This is a genomic window from Streptomyces sp. NPDC005784 (assembly GCF_042871525.1).
Classification (GTDB): domain Bacteria; phylum Actinomycetota; class Actinomycetes; order Streptomycetales; family Streptomycetaceae; genus Streptomyces.
In genome coordinates this window covers 43,862-68,562 of sequence record NZ_JBIAIQ010000029.1, presented here as the reverse complement: position 1 = coordinate 68,562, position 24,701 = coordinate 43,862, and the positions used below count along the sequence as shown (strand labels likewise).

The window sequence follows — 24,701 nt, the reverse complement described above, 5'->3', positions numbered from 1 at the left end:
GATGTACGGGGAGGTCACACTTGAGGTCCAAGAGACCGACGAATCGGGTGGCAGCGCTCGGTTCGGCCGGAGCGCTCGTCACCGCGACCCTGATAGCCGGAGCCGTCGCGGCCCCGTCGGCCACCGCCGACTCGCGCCACGGCCAGAGTTACGGACAGAACCGCGAGCAGCGCGGAGCGGCCATCGCCGCGGAGCGGGCCGCCAAGGCCGGGATCGACTGGCAGGACTGCCCGGCGGACTGGGGCTTCGAGAAGCCGATCCAGTGCGGCTGGGTCAGCGTGCCGCTGGACTACGCCCACCCCTACGGCAAGCAGCTCAAGCTGGCCGTGGACCGCATCGGGAACACCGGCACCAAGGAGGAGCGCCAGGGCGCGCTCGTCTACAACCCGGGCGGCCCCGGTGGTTCGGGCATGCGCTTCCCGCGCCGGGTCACCACCAAGAGCCCGCTGTGGGTGAACACCGCCAAGGCGTACGACTTCGTGGGCTTCGACCCGCGCGGCGTCGGCCACTCGGCGCCCATCTCCTGCATCGACCCGCAGGAGTTCGTCAAGGCGCCCAAGGCGGACCCGGTCCCGGACTCCGAGGCGGACAAGCGCATCCAGCGCAAGCTGGCGGCGGAGTACGCCGACGGCTGTGCCGAGCGCACCGGCAAGGCCGTGCTGGAGCAGATGACCACGCCCAACACGGCACGCGACCTCGATGTCATCCGGGCCGGGCTCGGCGAGAAGAAGCTCAACTACCTGGGCGTCTCGTACGGCACGTACCTCGGCGCCGTCTACGGCACGCTCTTCCCGGGGCATGTGCGGCGCATGATCGTCGACAGCGTCGTCAACCCGTCGCGCGAGAACATCTGGTACCAGGCCAACCTGGAGCAGGACATCGCGTTCGAGGGCCGCTGGAAGGACTGGGAGGACTGGGTCGCCAAGAACGACGCGGCCTTCCACCTCGGTGACACCCGCGCCAAGGTGCAGGACCAGTGGCTGAGGCTGCGTGCCACCGCGAAGAAGAGCCCGCTGGGCGGCGTCGTCGGCCCCGCCGAGCTGATCTCCTTCTTCCAGAGCGCCCCGTACTACGACTCCTCGTGGGTGCCTACCGCCTCGGTGTTCAGCAAGTACGTCGCCGGTGACACCCAGGCGCTCGTCGACGCCGCGGCCCCCGACCTGACCGACACGGCGGGCAACATCTCCTCGGAGAACGGCAACGCCGTGTACACGGCCGTCGAGTGCACCGACGCCCAGTGGCCCACCAGCTGGCGCAAGTGGGACCGGGACAACACGCGACTCAACACGCAATATCCGTTCATGACCTGGGTGAACGCGTGGATGAACCTGCCCTGTGCCAGCTGGCCGGTCAAGCAGCAGTCCCCGGTCGAGGTGAAGACCGGCAAGGGTCTGCCGGCCGTCCTGATCGTGCAGTCCACGAATGACGCCGCCACTCCGTACCCCGGCGCCGTCGAACTGCACAAGCGGTTCAAGGGCTCCCGCCTGATCACCGAGCAGGGCGCGGGCTCGCACGGTGTGACCGGTCTGGTCAACCCGTGCATCAACGGGCGGGTGGACTCCTACCTGCTCACCGGCAAGACGGACGCGGCCGACGTGACGTGCACCCCACACGCCACTCCGCAGCCGTAGTCCTCGTCGCACGAGGGGGCGGCCGGTCCGACCGGCCGCCCCTCACTCGTCCCCCCGCCGACCCTGCTCCGGTCGGCGGTATCAACTCAGCGGCAACCGGGGGAACTTGCGTCCCGCCTCCGCCTTCTCCGCGGCCTCCTCGGCCTTGACGACGGCCGCGTACCGGTCGACGTACTCCTGCTCGGAGAGGGTGAGGATGGCGTACATGATCTCGTCGGTGATGGCGCGCAGGACGGCCTTCTCGCCCTCCATCCCGGCATAGCGCGAGAAGTCGAGGGGCTTGCCGAAGCGGATCACCACGGGGTGGATCCGCGGGAGCTTCCTGCCCGGGGGCTGGGCCTCGAAGGTGCCGATCATCGCGCAGGGGATGACGGGGGCCTGGGCACGCAGTGCCATCACCGCGACGCCGACCTTGCCCTTGTAGAGCCGTCCGTCGTGCGAGCGGGTGCCTTCGGGGTAGATGCCGAGCAGTTCGTCCTTGCGCAGCACGCCGAGCCCCTCGCGGATGGCTGCCTGCCCCGCCTCCTTGCCGGAGCGGTCCACCGGGATCTGTCCGGCGCTGCGGAAGAAGGCCGCCGTCAGCCGCCCCTTGATGCCGGGCCCGGTGAAGTACTCGGCCTTAGCGAGGAAGGTGATCCGGCGCTTCAGGATCGCCGGCATCAGGAAGTGGTCCGCGAAGGAAAGGTGGTTGCCGGCCACGATGCCCGGACCCGACGACGGTATGTGCTCAAGGCCCTCGATCCGAGGCCGGAAGACCAGCCGCAACAGTGGACCCAGAAGCACATATTTGAGCACGTAATAAAACACTGGGGCGCTCCTCTTTTCCCCCGGGGAGCGATCAGTTTAGGCGCGGCCGTCGTCAGGCGTAAGCATTGCGGTGTCACCCTCTGTGGCCTCTTGGCTGGTATCGAATCCCTTGCGTCACGACTTTCACCAGGGATCCGAGAGTCGGCCGGAGTTCCTCGGCCGTGACGGTGAGCGGCGGCGCAGCCCGGACGGCGGAGCCGCGCGCGCCCTTGACCGGAATCGCCTCGTCCTTCGGACCGGAGCCGCCACCCGAACCTCCACGTGGCGGCTCCGGCCGACGGGCAGGTCCGTTGCTGGTCGGAGACCTCGGGGGGAGGAATGGGCGCGCGTCGGGCTGTGGGCGGGGTGATCACGGCCGGGCCCCGGGGCCAGGCGCCCCCGGTACAGCGCCCGGCAGGGCGCAGCCTGGGCGCTGTCGTCCCGGAGGCGGGCGTTCGTCCCCCGCGGAGGCGGTCGGCATAGCGCCGGGCGGGCAGGGCGGGCAGGGCGGGCAGGGTGGCGCGGGTGGGCGGCTTCGCGCCCGTCACGGTTCGACGCTCCGATGGGTTCCGTGGCGCCGACGCCGCGGGACGGCGAACGCGTCGGCGGCCACGGACCCAGGTGATCAGACCCCCTGCGTCAGCACCTTCTCCAGGGAGCCGAGAGCCGACTGGAGCTCCTCGGCCGTGATGGTGAGCGGCGGCGCGAGCCGGATGGTCGAGCCGTGCGTGTCCTTGACCAGGATCCCCTCGTCCATCAGGCCCCGGCTGATCTCCCGGCCCGTGCCGATGGACGGGTCGATGTCGACGCCCGCCCACAGCCCGCGCGAGCGGAAGCCCTCGACGCCACGGCCCACCAGGGCCGTCAGCCCGTCCCGCAGCAGGACGCCCAGCTCGGCCGCCCTGCGCTGGTACTCACCGGTCTCCAGCAGGCCCACGACCGCCGAGCCGACCGCTGCGGCCAGCGGATTGCCGCCGAAGGTCGAGCCGTGCTCACCCGGACGCAGCACCTGCAGCACGTCCCGCCGGCCGATGACCGCGGAGACCGGCACGATGCCGCCGCCGAGCGCCTTGCCGAGCAGCAGCAGGTCGGGGACGACCGACTCGTGTTCCACGGCCAGCGTGGTGCCGGTACGGCCGAGGCCGGACTGGATCTCGTCCGCCACGAACAGGCAGCCGGCGCGCCGGGTGAGCGCGCGGACGCCGGCGAGATAGCCGTCGTCCGGGATGATCACGCCCGCCTCGCCCTGGATGGGTTCGAGCAGCACCGCGGCCGTGGTCTCGTCGATCGCCGCTTCGAGCGCGGCCAGGTCGTTGTACGGCACGACCCGGAACCCGGGTGTGAAGGGGCCGAAGCCGGAGCGTGCCGTCTCGTCGGTGGAGAAGCTGACGATCGTGGTCGTACGGCCGTGGAAGTTGTCGGCCGCCACCACGATGGTCGCCCGGTCGGGCTCGACGCCCTTCACCTCGTACGCCCATTTACGGGCCACCTTGATGGCGCTCTCCACCGCCTCGGCGCCCGTGTTCATCGGCAGGACCATGTCCAGGCCCGTCAACGCGGCCAGCGACTCGGCGAATTCGGCCAGCCGGTCGTTGTGGAACGCCCGCGAGGTGAGGGTGAGCCGGTCCAGCTGGCGGTGCGCCGCCTCGATCAGCACCGGGTTGCGGTGGCCGAAGTTGAGGGCCGAGTAGCCCGCGAGCATGTCGAGGTAGCGGCGGCCCTCGACGTCCTCGACCCAGGTGCCCTCGGCGTGCGCGACGACCACGGGCAGCGGGTGGTAGTTGTGCGCCAGGACGGGTTCCTCGGCTCGGATCAGTTCGGCGGAACTGCGCGTACCGGCGCCGGTGGACGCGGTCGTACGGGCGGGAGCGGTCATGAACGGATCTCCTGAGTGCAGCACTTGATGCCACCGCCGGCCTTGTGGAACTCCGACAGGTCGACGGGGACGGGAACGTAGCCGTGGCGGACGAGCTGGTCGGCGAGGGCCTCGGCGCGCGGCGCGATGAAGACATGACGGCCGTCGGAGACGGAGTTGAGGCCGAACACGAGGGCGTCCTCACGGGTCGCGAGCACCGCGTCCGGGAACAGCCGGCTCAGCACCTCCCGGCTGCCAGGCGAGAACGCCTCCGGGTAGTACGCGATGTTGTCGTCGTCGAGGACGAAGAGCGCGGTGTCCAGGTGGTAGAAGTGCGGGTCCACCAGGTGGAGGCTGATCACCGGGACGCCGAAGAACTCCTGGACCTCGCGATGGGCCTCGGGCGTGGTACGGAATCCGGTACCGGCGAGGACGTAGCGGCGTGTCGGGACGAGATCGCCCTCGCCCTCGCACACCGACTCGGGGCGGTAGACGTCGAAACCGGCCGCCTTGAACCAGGTCTCGTACGCGGTGGACTCGGGGCGGCGCTCGGGTGCGTGGAAGGACGAGCCGAAGACACGGCCCTCCAGGACGAGCGCGCAGTTCGCGGCGAAGACCATGTCGGGAAGGCCCGCGACCGGATCGACGGAGTCGACGGTGTGGCCGTGCGCGAGATAGGCGCTGATCAGCGCCTGCCACTGATCGCGCGCGAGATCGACGTCCACGGGGGTGTCGGGACGCATCCAGGGGTTGATCGCGTACTGCACGGCGAAGTGTCTGGGTTCGCAGACGAGAAAGCGCCGAAGGCGCGGCACACGGCTGTCGGGCACGAAGAGGTTCCTCCGCTTCCTGCGGTGTCGGCTGATGGGATGCCTCCACGGTAAGAAGCGGGGGATACGGACGACAAGCGACGAGAGCTGCGCGTATACGCAGTACTGCTGCGTGATCGGCCGGGTCAGCGCACGTTTCCTGCGTCGTCCGGGGCCGCGTATGTCGCCCCGGCCTCCGGAGCCTCGGGCAGCAGATGGGACAGCACCATGTAGCTGATCGTCTTCCGGATGAACGGTTCCACCCGGATGCGCTCCAGGATCTCCTCGAAGTGCTCCACGTCGACGGCCCGCACATGCAGCAGCGCGTCCGCGCCCCCGGTCACCGTCATCGCCGCGGTGATCTCCGGATGGTTGCGCACCACCTCCGCGAGCCGCCGGGGCGGCGCCGCGCCCTCGCAGTACACCTCGACGTACGCCTCCGTGCGCCAGCCGAGCGCCGCGGGCTTCACCGTGGCCGTGAACCCGGTGATCACGCCCGTCTCGCGCAGCCGGTCGACACGGCGCTTGACCGCCGTCGCGGACAGTCCGACCGCCGCGCCGATCTCCGCGAAGCTCGTCCTGGCATTGGCCATCAGAGCCGTGATGATCTTGCGGTCGAGCTCGTCGAACATCGCGGGCTTGCTGTTCATGGGCGCACTGTATCCAGCGACAACCGCCACCCGGCCGGGGACAACGGCCGTGTCCCGCACATGTCCAGCCATGCCGATCGCTCCTACACTCCACTCTCATGCTGCGCGTGCTCGCCGTCGACGACGAACAACCGTCCCTCGAGGAACTTCTGTATCTGCTGAACGCCGATCCCCGGGTCGGCAGCGCCGAGGGCGCGAGCGACGCGACCGAGGCGCTGCGCCGGATCAACCGGGCCCTGAAGTCCGGACCCGGCGGACCCGAGGCGATCGACGTCGTCTTCCTCGACATCCACATGCCCGGCCTGGACGGGCTCGACCTGGCCCGGCTGCTCGGCGGGTTCGCGCAGCCGCCGCTCGTCGTGTTCGTGACCGCCCACGAGGGTTTCGCCGTGCAGGCCTTCGACCTCAAGGCCGTCGACTACGTCCTGAAGCCCGTACGCCGCGAACGGCTCGCCGAGGCGGTCCGGCGGGCCGTCCAACTGCGGGACACCGCACCCCTGATACCCGTCCACGAGCCCGACCCCGACCACATATCCGTCGAACTCGGCGGAGTGACCCGCTTCGTGGCCGTCGAGGACATCACCCACGTCGAGGCCCACGGCGACTACGCCCGGCTGCACACCGCGCAGGGCAGCCACCTGGTACGCATCCCACTGTCCAACCTCGAGGAGCGCTGGCGCTCCCGCGGCTTCGTCCGCATCCACCGGCGCCACCTCGTCGCGCTGCGCCACATCGGCGAACTCCGTCTGGACGCGGGCACGGTGAGCGTCCTCGTCGACTCCGTCGAACTCCAGGTCAGCCGCCGGCACGCCCGCCAACTGCGCGATCTGCTGCTGCGCCGGACCACCAGCTGAGGAGCGCCCAGTGCCGCAGGACCCCACCGAACGCCGCGTGGTCGTCACCGGAATGCCCCGGCGCACTCTCCGGACATCCGGCTACTACCGGCCGAGGACCGAGATCGACGAACAGACCACACTCGGCCACACCTACGTCCGGTCCCTGATGCGCAGTCAATTCCACGCGGCCAGTGTGACGTTGGCCGTCCTGGTGCTGCTCGTCGGACCGCTGCCACTTGTCTTCGCGGCGATGCCGGACGGCGCGACCCTGGAATGGGCCGTCCTCGGCTTCTGCCTGTACCCGCCGCTGGTGCTGCTCGCCCGCTGGTACGTACGGCGGGCGGAGCGCAACGAGAAGGACTTCGTGCGCCTGGTCGAGGACCGCTGAACCGTGAACGAGAACTACTCCGTTCCCGCCGTCGCCCTCGTCGTCGTCGCGACCGTCCTGGTCGGCGCTTTCGGGCTGCGCATCTCCCGGACCACCTCCGACTTCTACGTCGCCTCACGGACCGTCGGACCCCGCCTCAACGCGGCCGCGATCAGCGGCGAGTACCTCTCCGCCGCCTCCTTCCTCGGCATCGCGGGTCTGGTGCTCGTCCAAGGGCCCGACATGCTCTGGTACCCGGTCGGTTACGCCGCCGGCTATCTCGTCCTGCTCCTCTTCGTCGCGGCACCGCTGCGCCGCTCCGGCGCCTATACGCTGCCCGACTTCGCGGAGGCTCGGCTCGGCTCCCAGGCCGTCAGACGGCTCGCCGGGGCATTCGTCGTCGGCGTCGGCTGGCTCTATCTGCTGCCCCAACTCCAGGGGGCGGGGCTGACGTTGGCGGTGCTGACCGACGCACCCGACTGGTTCGGCGGGGTACTCGTCGCCGTCGTCGTGGTGGCCACGGTCGCCGCGGGCGGCATGCGCAGCATCACCTTCGTCCAGGCCTTCCAGTACTGGCTCAAGCTCACCGCCCTGCTCGTCCCCGCGGTCTTCCTGGTCCTCGCCTGGCAGTCCCACGGCGCCCCCCGCGAGGCCTTCGACGAACCGCCGACCTTTCGCGAACAGCGCCTCGTCCAGGTCGACTCCACGCTCGACCTGAAGCTGTCCCGGCCGCTCACCGTCACCGCTACGGGCATCGTCGACGGCCGCCGGTACGCGGACGCGCGCGTCCGGCTCCCGCAGGGCGCCCACCACATCGAGAGCGGCACCCGGCTGACCTTCGACCGGGGCGACCCGGTCCCGGCGGCCGACCGCGGCAGCAACAGCGCCATGTCGACGTCCCTGGCCGCCGGGCGCGAGGAACGTCCGCTGTACGCCACCTACGGGCTGATCCTCGCCACCTTCCTCGGCACGATGGGCCTGCCCCACGTCGTCGTCCGCTTCTACACCAGCCCGCACGGAGTCGCCGCCCGCCGCACCACCGTCGCCGTCCTCGGCCTGATCGGCGCCTTCTACCTCCTCCCGCCCGTCTACGGAGTGCTGGGCCGGATGTACGCCCCCGAACTCAGCCTCACCGGTGACGCGGACGCCGCCGTACTCCTGCTGCCCGACCGGATGATCGGCGGAACCGGCGGGGACCTCCTAGGGGCGCTCGTCGCGGGCGGCGCCTTCGCCGCGTTCCTGTCGACGGCGTCCGGACTGACCATGGCCGTCGCGGGTGTGCTGACCCAGGACGTGCTGCCCTCCCGCGGCGTACGGCACTTCCGGCTCGGGACCGTCCTGGCGATGGCGGTGCCGCTCGCCGCGAGCGTGCTGGTGGGCGGGCTGCCCGTCGCCGACGCGGTGGGGCTCGCGTTCGCCGTGTCCGCGTCCTCCTTCTGCCCGCTGCTGGTGCTGGGCATCTGGTGGCGGCGGCTCACCCCGCCGGGGGCGGCCGCCGGGATGCTCGGTGGAGGCGGCGCGGCACTCGTCGCCGTCGGCGCGACCATGGCCGGCTATCCGGGGACGACGGGGTCCCTGCACGCGCTGCTCGCCTGGCCGGCGCTCTGGTCGGTGCCGCTCGGCTTCGTGACCATGGTGCTGGTCTCCCTGGCCACCGCCGGCCGCGTACCCGCCGGGACGGCGGCCATCCTCGCCCGCTTCCACCTCCCGGAGGAACTCACGGACGGCCAGGTCCGCGCGGCGGTCAGCGGAACAGCGAGCGCGGCAGCGGGCGCGAAGGAGTCCGAACTGTGAGGGCCTCGGCCAACAGGCCGCGAGACGAGGGGTCTTGGCCAGGGGTCTCGAAGGACCGGCGGTCGCGGGGGCGGTCCCGCGGGTGCGGCCTCGCGGGTGGGATGGTGACCGGGCCGCGAGGTGAGCGCTCCTGGCCGGGGACGGGGCGGGACCGGTGGTCGCCGGGACCGTTGCGCGGGTGCGGCCTTGTGGGTGGGGTGATGGTGGGGGCGCGAGGTGAGGGGTTTTCGCGGGGGGTGCTGTCGGATCGGTGGTCGCACGGGTGCGGGCCCGCTGGTGGGGTGGTGGGCGGGTGAGCGGGTTCATCGCAGGGCTGTGTGTCGCCGTGCTTCCGTTGCTGGCGGCCGGGTTCTGGCTCGGCAGGCGCACCGCGCGGCCCGAGAGCCTCGGCGGACTCGGCACCCCGGTCGAGCACGCCACCTTCCAGACCCTGCACACCGCCTCGCTGGCCGCGCCCCCGCTGCGCGCCGGACTCACCGAGGAGACGGCCCGCCGGTCCGCCCGGCGGCTGCGCACGCTGCTCGGCACGGACGCGCTGTGCCTCACCGACCAGGAGACCGTCCTCGCCTGGGACGGAGTCGGGGCCCACCACCGCACCGAGATCATGGAACGCCTCGGCGGGCCGCTGGAAACCGGCCGCGGTGAGGCCTTCCGGCTGACCTGCGACGAACCCGACTGCCCCCTGCGCTGGGCCGTCGTCGCGCCGCTCACCGTCGACGAACGGGTGCACGGAGCGCTCGTCGCCTGCGCACCCCGCGAGTCCGCGGTCCTCGTACGCGCGGCGGGCGAGGTCGCGCGCTGGGTCTCCGTCCAACTGGAGTTGGCCGACCTCGACCAGTCCCGAACGCGGCTGATCGAGGCCGAGATCAAGGCCCTTCGTGCCCAGATATCCCCGCACTTCATCTTCAACTCGCTCGCCGTGATCGCCTCGTTCGTCCGCACCGACCCGGAGCGCGCCCGCGAACTCCTGCTGGAGTTCGCCGACTTCACCCGCTACTCGTTCCGCAGGCACGGCGACTTCACCACCCTGGCCGACGAACTCCACGCCATCGACCACTACTTGGCGCTCGTCCGGGCCCGCTTCGGCGAACGGCTGTCCGTCACCCTGCAGATCGCGCCCGAGGTCCTGCCGGTCGCGCTGCCGTTCCTCTGTCTCCAGCCCCTCGTGGAGAACGCCGTCAAACACGGACTCGAGGGCAAGACCGACAAGAGCCACATCAGCATCACGGCGCAGGACGCCGGCGCCGAGGCGCTCGTCGTCATCGAGGACAACGGCATCGGCATGGACCCCGACCGGCTGCGCCGCATCCTGTCCGGAGAGGTCAGCCCCTCCGGGGGCATAGGGCTCTCCAACGTCGACGAACGGCTGCGCCAGGTGTACGGCGACGATCACGGCCTCGTCATCGAGACCGCGGTGGGAGCGGGAATGAAGATCACCGCCCGGCTCCCCAAATACCAGCCGGGCGTGCACTCGGCGGCACGGCGCCCCCGACCGTGACCGGCGCGGCCGGCGGGCCGGGACCGGGGGAGACCGTTGGCCGGAGCCTGCGGGCGGTGCCCCGAAACGCGCGCGTTCACGGTGGCGGGCCGAGGTCAGGCGCTGCGGGAGACCACCATCCCCAGAGTGATCAGACCGAGCACGACCCAGCCGAACCACAGCCAGCCGTTACTGCCCAGCGCCACCGTGTAGGCCGTCACCATGACGAGCCCGCCCACGGTGAGCACCCCCATCGTCTTCGTCGAACCGGGCATCGCAACACCCTCCTCGAGGCGGGTCCGCGACGCGGGCCGTGGCCTTTGGCCATTTTCACCCGGAGGGGGGCGGATCGCCAGGGCCGCGCGGACTACTGGGCCCCTCGCAGCGGCCGGTGCCCCGCCTCGATGAAGCAGACCACCAGGTGGTACGGCCGGGCCCACACACCCGTACTGCGCACACCATGACTCCAGTGCGTGGCCGCGTCGTAGCCGTACCGTTCCGGTGGCGCGTCGACCGCACACTGGTCGTTCGCCTGCTCCAACGGGTCCTTCCCTGGCCGGTAGGCGTGGAGGTCGGTGATCTCGACGACCTTTCCCACCGGGTCCTTGTCGCAGGCGACGAGTTCGAAGTGCGTGCTCACCCGGTGGTCGCCGCCGACATGGCCCAGACAGTCGCCCAACTGCATCTGGGTCGCGTCCGCGAACGTCATCCCGTACCGACGCAGCTCCCCGAGCGGCCCGAACACCGGGCCGTGCAGGCCCGCGAGCAGACAGGCGACGGTGCCTCCGGTGGTACCGAAGCCGTCCCGGGTGGGCACGACGGCCATGCTCTTGACGTTCCAGGCGAGCTTGCGGGCGGTGTCCTTGGTCTGCTCCTCGCACCGGCGCGAGCCGTCACGGCGGGCCGCGTCGAACGAGGGTGCCTTGTACACCGCCATGACCTGCGCGTCGGGGCTCTCGTCGTGACAGCTGCGATCCAGCCTCAGTCGTGGCACGGTGGCGGTCCTCCACAGGGAGGGCTCACCGAAGACGCAGTCGCGCTGGTGCAGCGGTTCGACGAGCCCGACCGTGTCGCCGTACGGAAGCCGGGCCGCCCGGTGCGCCCCCGCGTACCAGACCAGACCGGCCGCCAGACCGAGCGCGAGCAGCACGGCGGCCACGGCTCGCAGGGCGCGCGGCGGTTTTCGCCGTCGCCGTCCCGGGGGCCCGGGGACCGAGGCCGGCGGGGCTCCGTGCCGGGGCGGTCCGAAGCCCTGCCCGTGTTCCGGCCGCTGTCCGCCCGGCGCCGGACCGTCGAACCCCGGCGGCGGAAGCGGTGTGTAGGCGCCCCGGGCATGGCCGGTGGGCGCGTAGGGGCCCGGTTCCTCGGTCGTCGCCGGGTGCGGGCCCGCGCCGGGGGTGGTGGGGGAGTGACCACCGGGTACGGCCGGACCCCGGTCCTGGCCCTGGGCCGGGCCGTACCCGGTGGCGCCCTCCGCCGCCGGGTACGCGCCCGGCAGGGCCCGGCTCCGGTCTGCCGCCGGGCCGGACACACCCGGAGACCCGTCGGACGTGACGAGCCCCGACCACGGTGGCTGCGAGCCCGGGTCGAGACGGGTCGGCGGATGGGGCTGCGGCGTGAGGATCCGGGCCAGCGCCGACGCGGTGTCCTCGGCGGAGAGTCGCCGGGCGGGATCCTTGACCAGCAGCCCCTCGACGACCGGCCGCAGGGCGCCGGCCCGCCCGGGCGGCGGGGCCTCCTCCAGGACCACGGCGGTGATCGCCGCGAGATCGGTGTCCCGGTCGAAGGGTCCGTGGCCCTCCACCCCGAAGTACAGGGTGCAGCCCAGCGAGAACAGGTCGGCCGCAGCGGTCGGCGGACCCCCCGTCGCCCGCTCCGGGGCCAGATAGCCGGCCGTGCCCACCAGCGCGGACGTCTGGGTCCAGCGGGTCTCCAGGGAGTCGGGCTGGACCGATATCCCGTAGTCGGTGAGCAGGATGCGGGCTCCCGGGTTCCCGGTGCGGTCCGGGGCGAGCAGGATGTTGGCCGGCTTCACGTCCCGGTGCATGATGCCGCGCTCGTGCCCGGCGGTCAGAGCGTCGAGGACCGCGATGCCGATACGGGCACATGCGTCGGGGGCGAGCGGGCCGCGCCGGGCGAGCCGGTCGCGCAGATCCTCCGCACCCGCCACGTACTCCATCACGATCCATGGCAGGCCCTCGTGCTCCAGGACGTCGTGGACCGTCACGACGTGCGGGTGCCCTCGCAGCACCGCCGCGTGCCGGGCCTCGGCGCGGGCCCGCGCTATCCGTGCTTCGTGCTCCGCGCCGCTCTCCGGGACGTCGCGGAACCTGATCTCCTTGAGCGCGACCTCGCAGTCGAGCCGCTGATCGTGCGCGAGCCACACGTGCCCCATCCCGCCCGACCCGACCTGGTCCACGAGCAGATACCGGCCGGCGATGATCCGGCCCACCCCTGACTGCGGTGACCCCGGCGCCATCAGGTCCTTCCCCCCACGGAGGAGGTCGGCCCGACCGAGTCACCGACGCCGCCGGAGGCGACCGAGCCGGAGTCGCCGGTACCTGTGTCGCCGGTGCCTGTGGTGGTCTCGCCCGCCGTGGCGCCGCTGCCCGTTGTGGTGCTGCCCGTTGTGGTATTGCCTCCGGTTTGCCCTGGCGTGGTTTGACCTGCGGTCGCACCGGAAGTGGTCGCACCTGTAGTTGTCTCGCCGGTAGTGGTCGCACCTGTAGTTGTCTCGCCGGTAGTGGTCGCACCTGTAGTTGTCTCGCCGGTAGTGGCCTGGCCGGTGGTGGCCTGGCCTGGGGTGGTGGCACCTGCAGTGGTACTGCCTTCGGTGGCGCCTGTTGTGGATTCCCCGGAGGTGGTTCGACTCGTTTCTGTCTCGCCCGTCGTGGCACCGGTGGTGGTTTGGCCCGTGCTGGTCTCGCCTGCGCCGGCTCCCGTAGTGGTCTCGCCCGCGGTGGTGTGGCCGGTGCTGGTCTCGCCCGAGCTGGTCCCGCCTGTGGTGGATTCGCCCGTGGAGGCACCCGTGCTGGTTTCCCCGGGTTCCGTGCTGGACCGGTCCGGGCTCGGTGTCAGCCCGCCGGTGTCCGTGGGGGTGTCCGGGCCCCCGCCGTTGCCCGGGTCGGACACGAACAGCGTCACCTGGCTGCCCCACTCCAGGGCACTGCCCTCGACGGGCTGGGAAGACGTGACCGGGGCGTCGTCCGGCGGCAAGGAGCTGCCGCCGTAGGAGAGGGCCAGCCCCGCCTTCGCCAGCCGTCCGCTCGCCTCGGCGAACGTCAGGCCCGTGATCTGCGGAACGGTCGTCTCCGCGTGCGGGTCGAAGGGTTTGTCGTCCTCGCCCTGCGTGCCGAGCGGGCGGGCGATCCCCCGGTCGGGGTTCTCGACGTCCACCAGCCGGAGCCGGTCGATGGGCGCCTTCCCGGGCGGCGGCTCGACGACGACGATCTGGTCCTGCCGGTAGCCGGACCATTTCCTGTTTCCGCCCTTGAACCCCACCGAGGCCCTTTTGATGTTCACCTCGGACGGCCGCAGCGGATTACCGCAGGAGCACTTCACCGCGGGCAGCCCCTGGCGGTCTACCAGAATGGCGATTCCGGCCTGGAGCAAGGCGTCGAATGGGACGGCTTTGCCGTGCTTGTACTCGTGATTCGTCACGAGGGTGTCGTGACGCAGTACAACGGGTGTGAGTCGATCGATATATCCGGAGATCTCGTTCGGCCGGATATTCAGGACGCGTGCCCATTCCCGCGCCCTGGCGGAGTTCTTGGGGTCGGTGAGGAATTTCTTGAGCTTCCCGACAACGCAGGTGCCGGGCTGTGCGGAGCCGCCGAAGTCCGGGGAGGGTTTACCGGAGCCGTTCGGTCCCGGTGTGCCGTGGTTCCCGCCCTGCCCACCGGTCCTGTTGTGGCCGCCGGTTTCATCTCCGGGCTTTCCCCCGGGTGTGCCGCCGTACAGTCCCGGGCTGTTGCTGGCCTGCACCCCGCCGATCGGCCGGGCCCGCGGTGTGTCGGAGGTGTCCTTGCCGAGTGTGCCGTCCTCCTTGAAGAAGGGATTGGCCTGCGAAATCCCCGCGGCCACGGCACGTATGGCGAACAATTGATCGGATTTACCGCACCCGCTGATTACCAGTACGGAAACCAGCAGCAAAGCCGTCCGGCGGGCCGCCGATAATCCGGCCCTTCGCATGGACGCGCGAAATGTCATGACCGCTCCCCCTCGCGGTTTCCCCCTGGACCCCGCGAACCGAAGACCGGACGCGGAGCTTCGCCTCCATGCTACTGAATGGAAATGCCTTTCACACAGGCACGAATGACCTGGTTGATTCAGCGACCGCGTGCGTTGAGTGAGGCCAGATAGGCGTTGTAGGCCTCGAGTTCCTTGTCACCGTCCCGGTCCGCGGCCCGGTCCTGGCGCTTGGCCTGCCGCTGCTCGGAGCTGTACCACTGGAAGAGCAGCGCGAGCAGGACGAGCACGGAGGGGATCTCGCTGAACGCCCAGGCGATACCGCCCGCGGCGGTCTGGTCGGCGAGCGCGTCGATGCCGAGGGAGGCCGGGGGATTCTTGTACGACTCGACCATCGGCTGCGAGGCCATCATCAGCGCGATGCCGAAGAAGGCGTGGAACGGCATGCCCGCGAACAGCTCCAGCATCCGCATCAGATAACCCGGGCGGTGCGGGCCCGGGTCCACGCCCATGATCGGCCAGAAGAAGACGAGGCCGACGGCGAGGAAGTGGCACATCATCACGATGTGGCCCGTGGTGGAGCCCATCAGGAAGTCGAAGACGGGGGAGAAGTACAGCGCGTACAGGCTCGCGATGAACAGCGGGATGGTGAACGCCGGGTGGGTGATGATCCGCATGTACCGGCTGTGCAGGAACATCAGCAGCAGTTCACGCGGCCCCTTGCTGCCCCGCTTCGCCGCCACCGGCAGCGCGCGCAGCGCCAGCGTGATCGGCGCCCCCAGCAGGATCAGGATCGGCGACAGCATGCTGATCACCATGTGCTGGACCATGTGCACGCTGAACATGACCATGCCGTAGTCGTTCAGCCGGGTGCAGGTGATGAACAGTACGGTCAGTACGCCGACGACGAAGGAGGCCGTACGGCCCCACGACCAGGCGTCGCCGCGTCGCGCCAGCCGCACGACTCCCCAGCCGTACAGCCCGAGCCCGAGCAGGCACGCGACGAGGAAGAACGGGTCCGCGGACCATTCGAGCCCCCGCCCCAGCGTGAACGGCGGCAGATCCATGGTCATGCCGTGCCCGCTGTGATCCATCCGCCGGCTCCTGTTTCTGGGGGTACCTCCCAGGCCCTTTTAAGGCAGTGGGGGAGGTTGTGCGCTGTCTGTCCGCACCAGAGTAGAACTGCCCCCGGCCGCCGCTGCGACCGGGGGCAGTTCCGCCTGCGTACGTCTCAGAGCACGCACTCCGCCTCGGCGTACCGCTCGTCCGGAACCGTCTTCAGGGTCTCCACCGCCTCCGCGAGCGACACCATCACGATGTCGGTCCCGCGCAGCGCGGTCATCTTCCCGAACTCGCCGCGGTGCACGGCCTCCACGGCGTGCCACCCGAACCGGGTCGCGAGCACCCGGTCGTACGCCGTCGGAGTACCGCCTCGCTGCACGTGCCCGAGGATGACCGGCCGGGCCTCCTTGCCGAGCCGCTCCTCCAGCTCGATCGAGAGCTGCCGGGCGATGCCCGCGAAGCGCTCGTGGCCGTAGACGTCCTTGCCGCCCTCGTCGTACTGCATCGAGCCCTCGCGGGGCTTCGCGCCCTCGGCGGCGACGACGATGGCGAACCGCTTGCCCGCCTCGAACCGTTCGCCGACCCGCGCGGCCAGCTCCTCGATGTCGAAGGGCCGCTCCGGTACGACGATGGCGTGGGCGCCCGCGGCCATGCCGGAGTGCAGCGCGATCCAGCCGGTGTGGCGGCCCATGACCTCCACGATCAGCACGCGCTGGTGGGACTCGGCGGTGGTCTTCAGCCGGTCGAGGGCCTCGGTCGCGACACCGACTGCCGTGTCGAAGCCGAAGGTGACGTCCGTGACCGCGATGTCGTTGTCGATGGTCTTCGGCACGCCGACGATGGGCAGGCCGCCGTCCGACAGCAGGCGGGCCGCCTTCAGCGTGCCCTCACCGCCGATCGGGATGATCGCGTCGAGCCCGAGGTCCGCGACGTGACCCTTGGCCCGCTCCACACCGTCACGCAGATGCGCGGGCTGGACCCGGGAGGAGCCGAGCATGGTGCCGCCGCGAGCCAGGATTCCGCTCACCGCGTCGAGGTCGAGCTTGAGGTAGTCGCACTCCAGGAGACCCTTCCAGCCGTCCCGGAAGCCGATGACCTCGTCGCCGTGGTCGACGACGGCACGGTGTACGACCGACCGGATGACGGCGTTCAGGCCGGGGCAGTCGCCGCCGGACGTGAGGACACCAATGCGCATAGCCCGAAATACCTTCTCAACGTGGTCCGGGGACCGGACCACGTTGTCCGGCAAGGATCCCCGCCACCCTACCGGCGGGAGGGGGCCCGGCCGCACTGTGCGTCCGCCTGCTGGACGCACCCGCTCACCTGTGCGGATGCGGTTTCAGACGGGCCCCGGAGAGGGCTGGACGGACCGTTCTCCGAGGCGGGAGGGGTTCCTCCCGGGAAACGCGAAGAGGAACCGTTCCTCCTTGAGGAACGGTTCCTCTGGCCCGCCGGGCGGGCCGGCCCTACGCGGGCTGCTGGGCGGACGCGATGCGCTCGGAGCGCAGCGCCTCGTACCAGCGGTCGTCGATCGGCGGCAGCGCGTTCACGTCGAGGGCCAGCTTGAGCAGCAGGTCCGCGATCAGCGGATTGCGGGCGAGGACGGGCCCGTGCATGTACGTACCGAACACGGTGTCGTTGTACGCGCCCTCCGTGCCGTCGCCCGTCCCGTTGCCGTTGCCGAGCCGCACGTTCGCGAACGGGCGGGCGGTGGGCCCGAGGTGGGTGACGCCCTGGTGGTTCTCGAAGCCGGTCAGCGGGGGCAGACCGAGCCGCGGGTCGATGTCCCCGAGGACGTCACCGACGCACCGCTCGCCCTCACCGCGCACCGAGACCACGTCGAGCAGGCCGAGGCCGGGCTCGCGCTGGCCGAGGTCGTTGATGAACTCGTGCCCGAGGATCTGGTAGCCGGCGCAGACGGAGAACACGATCGCGCCGTTGCCGACCGCGCGCTCCAGACCGCCGTCGCGGCGCAGCCGCTCCGCGGCGAGCCGCTGCGGCCGGTCCTCGCCGCCCCCGATGAGGTAGATGTCACCGGAGGTCGGGATCGGCTGGTCGCTGCGCACGTCGACACGGGCCACGTCGAGGCCGCGCTGACGGGCCCGGCGCTCCACGACGAGGGCGTTGCCCTGGTCGCCGTAGGTGCTCAGCAGGTCTGGATAGATCCACACCAGACGCAGGCTGTTGTCACTCATTCTCTTCGTCCTCCGTGGCTCAGTTGCCGACACGACGCCTCAAGTCCTGGAAAGCGGTGTAGTTCGCGATGACCTCGATGCGTCCGGGCGGTGCCTGCTGCACGGCCTGGTCGAGGTTCTCGCAGACCTGGAACTGCTGGTTGGCCACTTCGAGGCGTACGGCGAGGTCCAGCTTGCGGTCGCCGAGGACGAAGATGGGGTGTCCGGTCAGGCGGGTGTAGTCGACGTCCCACAGCCAGGAGGTGTCGGTGCCGTCGGCGCCGCGCGCGTTCACCGACAGGATGACCGGGGTCGGCGGCGGGTCGATCAGGGAGAAGGTCTCCAGCCAGCCCGCGGGGTTCTTGGCGAGCAGCAGACGCAGGTCGCGCTGCATGAACTGCACCACGTCGTAGCGTCCGGCCACCGCCTGCACCTGGTACATGCGCTCCAGGGCGACCTGCGGCGGCACACCGAACACGGCGGCCACGGCGGCCGACGAGGCCGCGTTCGCCTTGTTGGCGCGGCCCGGCAGCTGGAGGTGGATCGGCCACGCGGAACCGTGCGGGTCGAGGACGTGGTCCCCGGACAGCGCCCAGGTCGGGTTCGGACGGCGGAAGCCGCAGTCGCCGCAGAACCAGTCGTCGCCGGGGCGCTGCATCACACCGCCGCAGGACGGGCAGGACCAGGCGTCGTCCTTCCACATCTGGCCGGCCGCCACCCACATGACGTTCGGCGAGGAGGACGCCGCCCAGACCACCAGCGGGTCGTCCGCGTTGGCGACCACGACGGCCTTGGAACCGGCAAGACCCTCACGCCAGTGCTCGGCCATCATCCGCGTCTCGGCGGCCCGGTCGAGCTGGTCGCGCGAAAGGTTCAGCAGCGCGATGCACTTCGGGTCGGTGTCACGTGCCACACCGGCGAGGTACTTCTCGTCGACCTCGATGACCGCGAACTTGGCGTCCGACCCCCCGGCCAGCGCCGAGGTGATGCCCGCGGGCATGTTGGCGCCGAGCGCGTTGGACACGACCGGGCCAGCGGCGCCCAGGGCCTCCGCGATCAGCCGGGTCGTCGTGGTCTTGCCGTTGGTCGCCGACACCAGGATCACGTCCAGGTGCGTGGCGAGCCTCGCCAGCAGGTCGGGGTCGAGCTTGAGAGCCACCCGGCCGCCGATCACCGATCCGCTGCCGCGTCCGGCGGCCCGCGAGACGGCCGCCGCCGCCTTGCCCGCCGTCACGGCCAGCTTGGCCCGCGGCGACAGCGGGTCCGAGTTGCCTGACATCGTTTCTCGATCCTCCTTGCGTACGCGCCGCGCCCCTGCCCCCGGCACCGTTGGGGGCTCAGCCTATCGAGATCCACTCACGGGCCCGAATCGCGGCACCACCTCGGTGCCGGCGCGACATGCGCGCGCCTACCAGGACCGTACCCTTGCCGCCATGCGACACGGTTCCATCCCGGGCACCCACGGGCACGTCCGGCCCCTCACCCTGCTCGGCGACCCCGTCCTGCGCCGGGCCTGCGAGGACGTCACCGACTTCGGCCCCCAACTCGCCGGACTCGTCGAGGACATGTTCGCGACGATGTACGCGGCCGAGGGCGTCGGCCTCGCCGCGAACCAGGTCGGCGTCGGCTTCAGGGTCTTCGTGTACGACTGCCCGGACGACGACGATGTCCGTCATGTCGGACATGTGGTGAACCCCCGTCTTGTCGAGGCGGACGGTGTGGTCCTGCGCGGACCGGAAGGCTGTCTCTCGCTGCCCGGTCTGGAGGCCGGTACCGAGCGGTACGACCACGCGGTCGTCGAGGGGTGCACGGTCACCGGCGAGCCGGTCACCGTGCACGGCACCGGCTGGTTCGCGCGGTGCCTCCAGCACGAGTGCGACCACCTCGACGGCGGGGTGTACGCGGACCGGCTGACCGGCTGGCGCAGGCGGCGCCTTCTTCGTCAGGTGGCGCGGGCTTCCTGGAGCGGCTGAGGGTGAACCCGCGCCGCCGGCCGTGTCCAGCCGGCCGCATCGTTCCCCCGGCCCCCGGCAGGCCCCTGACGGGCCGTCCGTGTGAGCCCTGGTCAGGAAGTCGGACGGGAGAACCGGATCAGGCGTGTAGGGGCGGGAGCCGGTGTCGGTATCCCTGACCGGGAACCCTGATCAGAAGCCCGGTCCGCCGACGCGGTCGCCCGCCGCGGCGAGGCGGCCCCACAGCAGGTCGGCCAGGCTTCGAACCAACTCGGCGCGCGTGCACGGCCGTTCGCCGAGCCACCAGTCCCCGGCGGCGTGCATCATGCCGACGATGCCGTGGCCCCACACCCGTGCCAGCTGCTGGCTGCCCGGTCCGAGATCCACCCGCTCCTCGATGACCTCGGCCAGTTCCTCGCCCATGCGGCGGAGCACCGGCGCGGAGTACTTGCCCACGTCGAAGCCGGCGTCGCCCGGCTGGCCGCCCTCCGCCGGATGCATCAGGAACCGGTAGACCTGCGGTCGCGCCTCGATGGCGGCCAAGTACGTATCGAGCGTCGCCTCGACGCGCTCACGCCGTTCGGCCGGGGCGTCCAGTGCCGCCCGCAGCGCTTCGAGGAGTGCGTCGGTGTGCCGCTTGGCGAGTGCGGCGTAGAGGCCGCCCTTGTCGCCGAAGTGGCGGTAGAGGATCGGCTTCGTGATGCCGGCCTCGGCGGCGATGGCGTTCATGGAGGCCCCGGGGCCGTCGCGGAGCACCACTCTGTCGGCGGCCTCCAGCAGTTCGCGCCGGCGGCGGTCGGCGGACCTCTGCTGATCGGTCCGCTGTGTGGTGTCCATGTGCTCTCCCCACCCGTGGTGATTCGGTGACGCCTGCGCAAACTAACACTGATCGCCGTATGGGTATCGAACGGGCTGCCGAGCGGAGCTCGGGAGTTGACTTTCTCTACTAGCCAGTAACAGACTCCAGTTACCGCAAGTAACAGTTTAGTGCAGCCCTGGAGGGGATATGGCCGAGTTCACCATGGAGCTCAACGACGAACAGAAGGAGGTCCGGGACTGGCTGCACGGCTTCGCCGCCGATGTCATCCGCCCCGCGGCCGCCGAATGGGACGAGCGCGAAGAGACTCCCTGGCCGGTCATCCAGGAAGCCGCGAAGGTCGGTATCTACTCCCTGGACTTCTACGCCCAGCAGTATTTCGACCCCACCGGCCTCGGCATACCGATGGCCATGGAGGAGCTGTTCTGGGGCGACGCGGGCATCGCCCTCTCCATTGTCGGCACCGGCCTCGCCGCCGTGGGCGTCCTCGCCAACGGCACCGAGGAGCAGATCGGCACCTGGATCCCCCAGATGTACGGCGATGCCAACGATGTCAAGGTCGCGGCCTTCTGCTCCTCCGAGCCCGACGCCGGCTCCGACGTCGCCTCGATGCGCACGCGTGCCGTCTACGACGAGGCCAAGGACGAGTGGGTCCTGAACGGCACGAAGACCTGGGCCACCAACGGCGGCATCGCCAATGTGCACGTCGTCGTCGCGGTCATCGACGCCGAGCTCGGCTCCAAGGGCCACGCCTCCTTCATCGTGCCGCCGAACACGCCCGGCCTGTCCCAGGGCCAGAAGTTCAAGAAGCACGGCATCCGCGCCTCGCACACCGCCGAGGTCGTCCTGGAGGACGTCCGCATCCCCGGCTCCTGTCTGCTCGGCGGCAAGGAGAAGCTCGACGAGCGCCTCGCGCGTGCCCGTGAGCGGGTCAGGGCGGGCGGCGGCATGGGGGTCCCCCCGCTCGAGCGAAGCCGAGAGTGGGGGAGCGTGAAGAACGCGGCGATGGCCACCTTCGAGGCGTCCCGTCCGGCCGTCGGCGCCATGGCGGTGGGTACCGCGCGGGCCGCGTACGAAGTTGCCCTCGACTATGCGAAGACGCGTGAGCAGTTCGGCCGCCCGATCATCGACAACCAGGGTGTCGCCTTCCAGATCGCCGACATGCGCACGTCGATCGACGCGGCCCGGCTGCTGGTGTGGCGGGCGTCCTGGATGGCGGTCAACGGCAAGCAGTTCACGGCCGCCGAGGGATCGATGTCCAAGCTGTTCGCCAGCGAGACGGCGAAGAAGGTCACCGGCCAGGCGATCCAGATCCTGGGCGGCAACGGCTACACGCGGGAGTACCCGGTGGAGCGGATGCACCGCGACGCGGCCATCTACACCATCTTCGAGGGCACCAGCGAGATCCAGCGGCTGGTGATCGCCCGGACCCTGTCCGGGATGCCCATCCGCTGACGCCACCGCGCGGGCCGGGGGCCGGTGACGGCCCCCGTCGCGTCCCTCGCACCTTGACGAGGCGCCGCACAGCGCCGGTGCCCCGAGCGCCGCGGGGGAGCACACGCGCGGCTCGAAGGCGAGCACGTTCGCCTCACCTTCGAGTACGACCGTCACCCGCCGGACCTGGGACATCGCGTCGGACCGCTCAGAACCGGGGTGCCGGGGCCGGGCATGGCACCCTGGTCGAAGGGGCTCGGAGTCTGCCGGACCGAAGGAGCGCGTGATGACGCGGACAGCCAGGGAAGTGCTGGAGGACATCACCGGAAAACTGGCCCCGGACCCCCACGCCAACCGGCTGCTGCCGCTGATCGCCCGGGGCGCCGCCCAGCGGACCACCCTCGCGGCCCTCGCCCTCGAACAGCGCCATGTGATCGCCGCGGACCACCGCGCGTTCCTTCATCTGGCCGAACGGTCGGCCGCGGGTACCGGGAGGTCGGACGCCGACCCGGCGAGCGCCGCCTTCTTCGAGATGCTCGCCGAGGGCGAGGCGCTGGCCGGGGAGCGGCTCACCGCGTTCGCCGCCGCGGTGGGAGCCGACGAGGCACAGGCGGCGGTGTACGAACCGCTCGCCGACTGCCAGGCCTATCCCGCGTACGTCGCCTGGCTCGCCCTGAACGGGGAGCCGACCGACGTGGTCCTCGCGCTCGGCGCCAACTTCGCCGCGTGGGGCGGCTACTGCGAGACGATCGCCGAGGCCCTGCGCCGCCACTACGGCTTCGACGACGAGGCCTGCGGCTTGTTCGACTTCTTCGCCGCGCCCGCGCCCGAACTGGAGAGCAGGGCGCTGGCCGCCGTGCAGGCAGGGCTCGACGCCGGACGGATCTCGCCGGACGACGTCCACCGCCAGGGGCGGCTGCTCCAGGCCTACGAGGCGAAGTTCTGGCACGCCCTGTGGGAGCTGGACCAGCGGGTCGTCTGAGTCCGGGAACGGCGGGGAGCCCCGGGCGGGTTCGGCCGGGGCGGGGGAGTCCGGCGCGGGAACGGCGGGGAGCCCGGTATCCACCCAGCGGGCCGCCCGGCGCAGGGCGGGACAGGGGGCGTACGTCCGGCCGGACCGCATGCCCGGCCAAGACCGCACACCCGACACGGGCCGAACACCGGAGAGAGGCCGATGTACGGAGGCCGGTGTCCGGCCGGGCGCTGTCGCTTCAGCGACCGCTCGTCCCGCTGCTGTGCGCGATGCAGGCGACGTCGATCCGGTCGGCCAGCTTGGCCAGTTCGATCGTGAGCGCGGCCACCGTGTCCTCGTCGAGGCCGTCCTGGCCGGCCTCCACCAGATGCAGCCATCGGCCGCCCACCGTGCGCAGCAGCTTGCTGACGTCGGCGGCGGCCACCTGCAACGTGCCGCGGTCGTCGACGATCAGAGGGAGGGTCACTTCGCGGTTCACACAGGGGATCGTAACTGCGGAACGCTCACGCTCCGTGCCATACGGTGGTGATGTTGCAGAACTCGCGGATTCCGTGTCCCGACAGTTCACGTCCGTAGCCCGACCGCTTCTCCCCGCCGAAGGGGAACGCCGGGTGCGAGGCCGTCATCCCGTTGAGGAAGACCCCACCCGCCTCCAGATCGCGGACGAACCGCTCCACCTCGGCCTCGTCACGCGTCCAGACGTTCGAGCTCAACCCGAACGGGGTGTCGTTGGCGAGGGCCACCGCCTCGTCCAGGTCGGCGGCCCGGTAGAGCGTGGCGACCGGACCGAAGGTCTCCTCCTGGTGGATGCGCATCGCGGGGGTGATGTCGGTGAGCACGGTCGGCGCGTAGTACCAGCCGTTCCCGAAGCCGCCCGGGCGTTCGCCGCCGCACAGCACCGTCGCGCCGTTCTCCACGGCGTCGTCGACGAGTTCCTCCAGGTCGGCGCGGCCCTGCTCGGTGGAGAGCGGCCCGACCTCGGTGTCCTCGCTGAGCGGGTCGCCGACCTTGAGGGCCCGCATGCCCGCCGCGAACCGCTCGGCGAAGGCGTCGAACACGTCGGTGTGCACGATGAACCGCTTGGCGGCGATGCACGACTGCCCGTTGTTCTGCGCCCGCGCCGTCACGGCGATCCGCGCGGCGCGCTCGACATCGGCGGACGGCATCACGACGTACGGGTCGCTGCCACCCAGCTCCATCACCGTCTTCTTCACCTCGTCCCCGGCGACCGAGGCCACCGCCCGGCCGGCCGGTTCACTGCCGGTGAGGGTGGCCGCCTTGACGCGCGGGTCGCGCAGGATGCCCTCGACCGCCCCCGAGCCGATCAGCAGCGTCTGGAAGCAGCCCTCGGGGAAGCCCGCCCGACGGAACAGGTCCTCCAGGTACAGGGCGGTCTGCGGCACGTTCGAGGCGTGCTTGAGCAGGCCCACATTGCCCGCCATCAGCGCGGGCGCGGCGAACCGGACCACCTGCCAGAGCGGGAAGTTCCACGGCATCACCGCGAGCACGGGGCCGAGCGGCCGGTAGCGGGCGAGGACACGGGAGGCGCCGGAGTCCTTGGCGTCGGCCGCGTCGGCCACCTCGTCGGCGAGCAGTTCCTCGGCGTGGTCGGCGTACCAGCGCATCGCCTTGGCGCACTTGGCGGCCTCCGCGCGGGCCTGCTTCACCGGTTTGCCCATCTCGAGGGTCATCACCCGGCCGATGTCGTCCAGGTCCTCGTCCAGGAGATCGGCGGCGCGGTGCATGAGCCGCGCCCGCTCGGCGAACGAGGTGGTGCGATACGTGCGGAACGTGGCCTCGGCGGCGGCGAGCCTGCGCTCGATCTCCTCCGCGCCAAGGGCGTCGTACGTCTTGAGCGTCTCGCCGTTCGCCGGGTTCACCGTCGCGATGGGCATG

The 24,701-nt window shown here is 71.0% G+C and carries 22 protein-coding genes; 8 read left to right on the top strand and 14 right to left on the bottom strand.

From position 1 onward, the window contains the following. Positions 1-20 precede the first annotated feature (20 nt). Positions 21-1,631: an alpha/beta hydrolase gene (locus tag ACFYR3_RS33360; protein WP_389285653.1), complete on the top strand. Its 1,611-nt coding sequence runs from the start codon at positions 21-23 to the stop codon at positions 1,629-1,631. Positions 1,632-1,712: 81 nt separating this feature from the next. Here the strand turns inward: ACFYR3_RS33360 and ACFYR3_RS33355 are convergent, their stop codons facing one another. From ACFYR3_RS33355 to ACFYR3_RS33340, 4 genes are all read right to left on the bottom strand, one after another. Then, on the bottom strand, positions 1,713-2,438 hold the full coding sequence (locus tag ACFYR3_RS33355; protein ID WP_355838649.1) for a lysophospholipid acyltransferase family protein: 726 nt from the start codon (positions 2,436-2,438) through the stop codon (positions 1,713-1,715). 604 nt (positions 2,439-3,042) lie between these two features. Next, positions 3,043-4,293 (bottom strand): ornithine--oxo-acid transaminase, encoded by a 1,251-nt coding sequence (gene rocD / locus ACFYR3_RS33350; protein WP_389285651.1) that lies wholly within the window; start codon positions 4,291-4,293, stop codon positions 3,043-3,045. Next, positions 4,290-5,102 carry a dimethylargininase gene (ddaH, locus tag ACFYR3_RS33345; RefSeq protein WP_389285649.1) on the bottom strand — a complete coding sequence of 271 codons (813 nt, stop codon included), beginning with the start codon at positions 5,100-5,102 and terminating at the stop codon, positions 4,290-4,292. The genes rocD and ddaH overlap by 4 nt, the downstream gene beginning before the upstream one ends. A gap of 125 nt (positions 5,103-5,227) precedes the next feature. Beyond that, positions 5,228-5,731, bottom strand: a complete 504-nt coding sequence (locus ACFYR3_RS33340) for an Lrp/AsnC family transcriptional regulator (RefSeq protein WP_355838658.1) — start codon at positions 5,729-5,731, stop codon at positions 5,228-5,230. Positions 5,732-5,829: 98 nt separating this feature from the next. Here ACFYR3_RS33340 and ACFYR3_RS33335 point away from each other — a divergent pair, with 98 nt between their 5' ends. The 4 genes from ACFYR3_RS33335 (at position 5,830) to ACFYR3_RS33320 (ending at position 10,226) form a co-directional block, all read left to right on the top strand. Beyond that, on the top strand, positions 5,830-6,585 hold the full coding sequence (locus tag ACFYR3_RS33335; protein WP_389285647.1) for a LytR/AlgR family response regulator transcription factor: 756 nt from the start codon (positions 5,830-5,832) through the stop codon (positions 6,583-6,585). 10 nt (positions 6,586-6,595) lie between these two features. After that, positions 6,596-6,955 carry a hypothetical protein gene (locus ACFYR3_RS33330; RefSeq protein WP_389285645.1) on the top strand — a complete coding sequence of 120 codons (360 nt, stop codon included), beginning with the start codon at positions 6,596-6,598 and terminating at the stop codon, positions 6,953-6,955. A gap of 3 nt (positions 6,956-6,958) precedes the next feature. After that, positions 6,959-8,728: a cation acetate symporter gene (locus tag ACFYR3_RS33325; RefSeq protein ID WP_355838667.1), complete on the top strand. Its 1,770-nt coding sequence runs from the start codon at positions 6,959-6,961 to the stop codon at positions 8,726-8,728. A gap of 292 nt (positions 8,729-9,020) precedes the next feature. Next, positions 9,021-10,226 carry a histidine kinase gene (locus tag ACFYR3_RS33320; RefSeq protein WP_355838670.1) on the top strand — a complete coding sequence of 402 codons (1,206 nt, stop codon included), beginning with the start codon at positions 9,021-9,023 and terminating at the stop codon, positions 10,224-10,226. 95 nt (positions 10,227-10,321) lie between these two features. Here ACFYR3_RS33320 and ACFYR3_RS33315 read toward each other — a convergent pair whose 3' ends face one another. From ACFYR3_RS33315 to ACFYR3_RS33285, 7 genes are all read right to left on the bottom strand, one after another. Next, the gene (locus ACFYR3_RS33315; RefSeq protein ID WP_355838673.1) at positions 10,322-10,480 is read right to left on the bottom strand and encodes a hypothetical protein; all 159 of its coding nucleotides are present in this window, start codon (positions 10,478-10,480) and stop codon (positions 10,322-10,324) included. Positions 10,481-10,572: 92 nt separating this feature from the next. Continuing rightward, entirely contained in the window at positions 10,573-12,684 is a 2,112-nt protein-coding gene (locus tag ACFYR3_RS33310) for a protein kinase (protein ID WP_389285642.1), read from the bottom strand. Further along, positions 12,684-14,306, bottom strand: coding sequence for a DUF6777 domain-containing protein (locus ACFYR3_RS33305; RefSeq protein ID WP_389285640.1), 1,623 nt, complete (start codon positions 14,304-14,306; stop codon positions 12,684-12,686). Before ACFYR3_RS33305 ends, ACFYR3_RS33310 begins: the two co-directional genes overlap by 1 nt. A gap of 227 nt (positions 14,307-14,533) precedes the next feature. Then, positions 14,534-15,487: a cytochrome c oxidase assembly protein gene (locus ACFYR3_RS33300; protein ID WP_355838682.1), complete on the bottom strand. Its 954-nt coding sequence runs from the start codon at positions 15,485-15,487 to the stop codon at positions 14,534-14,536. 137 nt (positions 15,488-15,624) lie between these two features. Then, positions 15,625-16,650, bottom strand: a complete 1,026-nt coding sequence (locus tag ACFYR3_RS33295) for a 6-phosphofructokinase (protein ID WP_355838685.1) — start codon at positions 16,648-16,650, stop codon at positions 15,625-15,627. A 271-nt stretch (positions 16,651-16,921) separates the two neighbouring features. Next, entirely contained in the window at positions 16,922-17,650 is a 729-nt protein-coding gene (locus ACFYR3_RS33290) for a glutamine amidotransferase (protein WP_356782404.1), read from the bottom strand. A 19-nt stretch (positions 17,651-17,669) separates the two neighbouring features. Next, a complete protein-coding gene (locus ACFYR3_RS33285) occupies positions 17,670-18,908 on the bottom strand; it encodes a MurT ligase domain-containing protein (RefSeq protein ID WP_355838691.1) in 1,239 nt (412 codons plus the stop codon). 154 nt (positions 18,909-19,062) lie between these two features. Here ACFYR3_RS33285 and def point away from each other — a divergent pair, with 154 nt between their 5' ends. Further along, complete coding sequence (gene def, locus ACFYR3_RS33280; protein ID WP_355838694.1) at positions 19,063-19,602, top strand: peptide deformylase; 540 nt, start codon at positions 19,063-19,065, stop codon at positions 19,600-19,602. 171 nt (positions 19,603-19,773) lie between these two features. Here def and ACFYR3_RS33275 read toward each other — a convergent pair whose 3' ends face one another. Continuing rightward, positions 19,774-20,418, bottom strand: coding sequence for a TetR family transcriptional regulator (locus tag ACFYR3_RS33275; protein ID WP_326789157.1), 645 nt, complete (start codon positions 20,416-20,418; stop codon positions 19,774-19,776). Between the two features lie 169 nt (positions 20,419-20,587). On the opposite strand from ACFYR3_RS33275, the gene ACFYR3_RS33270 reads away from it, so the two are divergent. Both ACFYR3_RS33270 and ACFYR3_RS33265 read left to right on the top strand, forming a co-directional pair. Continuing rightward, the gene (locus tag ACFYR3_RS33270; RefSeq protein WP_355838697.1) at positions 20,588-21,853 is read left to right on the top strand and encodes an acyl-CoA dehydrogenase family protein; all 1,266 of its coding nucleotides are present in this window, start codon (positions 20,588-20,590) and stop codon (positions 21,851-21,853) included. 265 nt (positions 21,854-22,118) lie between these two features. Then, on the top strand, positions 22,119-22,814 hold the full coding sequence (locus ACFYR3_RS33265; RefSeq protein ID WP_355838700.1) for a transcriptional regulator: 696 nt from the start codon (positions 22,119-22,121) through the stop codon (positions 22,812-22,814). A gap of 229 nt (positions 22,815-23,043) precedes the next feature. Here the strand turns inward: ACFYR3_RS33265 and ACFYR3_RS33260 are convergent, their stop codons facing one another. Together ACFYR3_RS33260 and ACFYR3_RS33255 are read right to left on the bottom strand one after the other, a co-directional pair. Further along, positions 23,044-23,283 carry a DUF6213 family protein gene (locus ACFYR3_RS33260; RefSeq protein WP_261704260.1) on the bottom strand — a complete coding sequence of 80 codons (240 nt, stop codon included), beginning with the start codon at positions 23,281-23,283 and terminating at the stop codon, positions 23,044-23,046. Between the two features lie 25 nt (positions 23,284-23,308). Beyond that, positions 23,309-24,700 (bottom strand): NADP-dependent succinic semialdehyde dehydrogenase, encoded by a 1,392-nt coding sequence (locus ACFYR3_RS33255; protein WP_355838703.1) that lies wholly within the window; start codon positions 24,698-24,700, stop codon positions 23,309-23,311. Position 24,701: the final 1 nt, after the last annotated feature.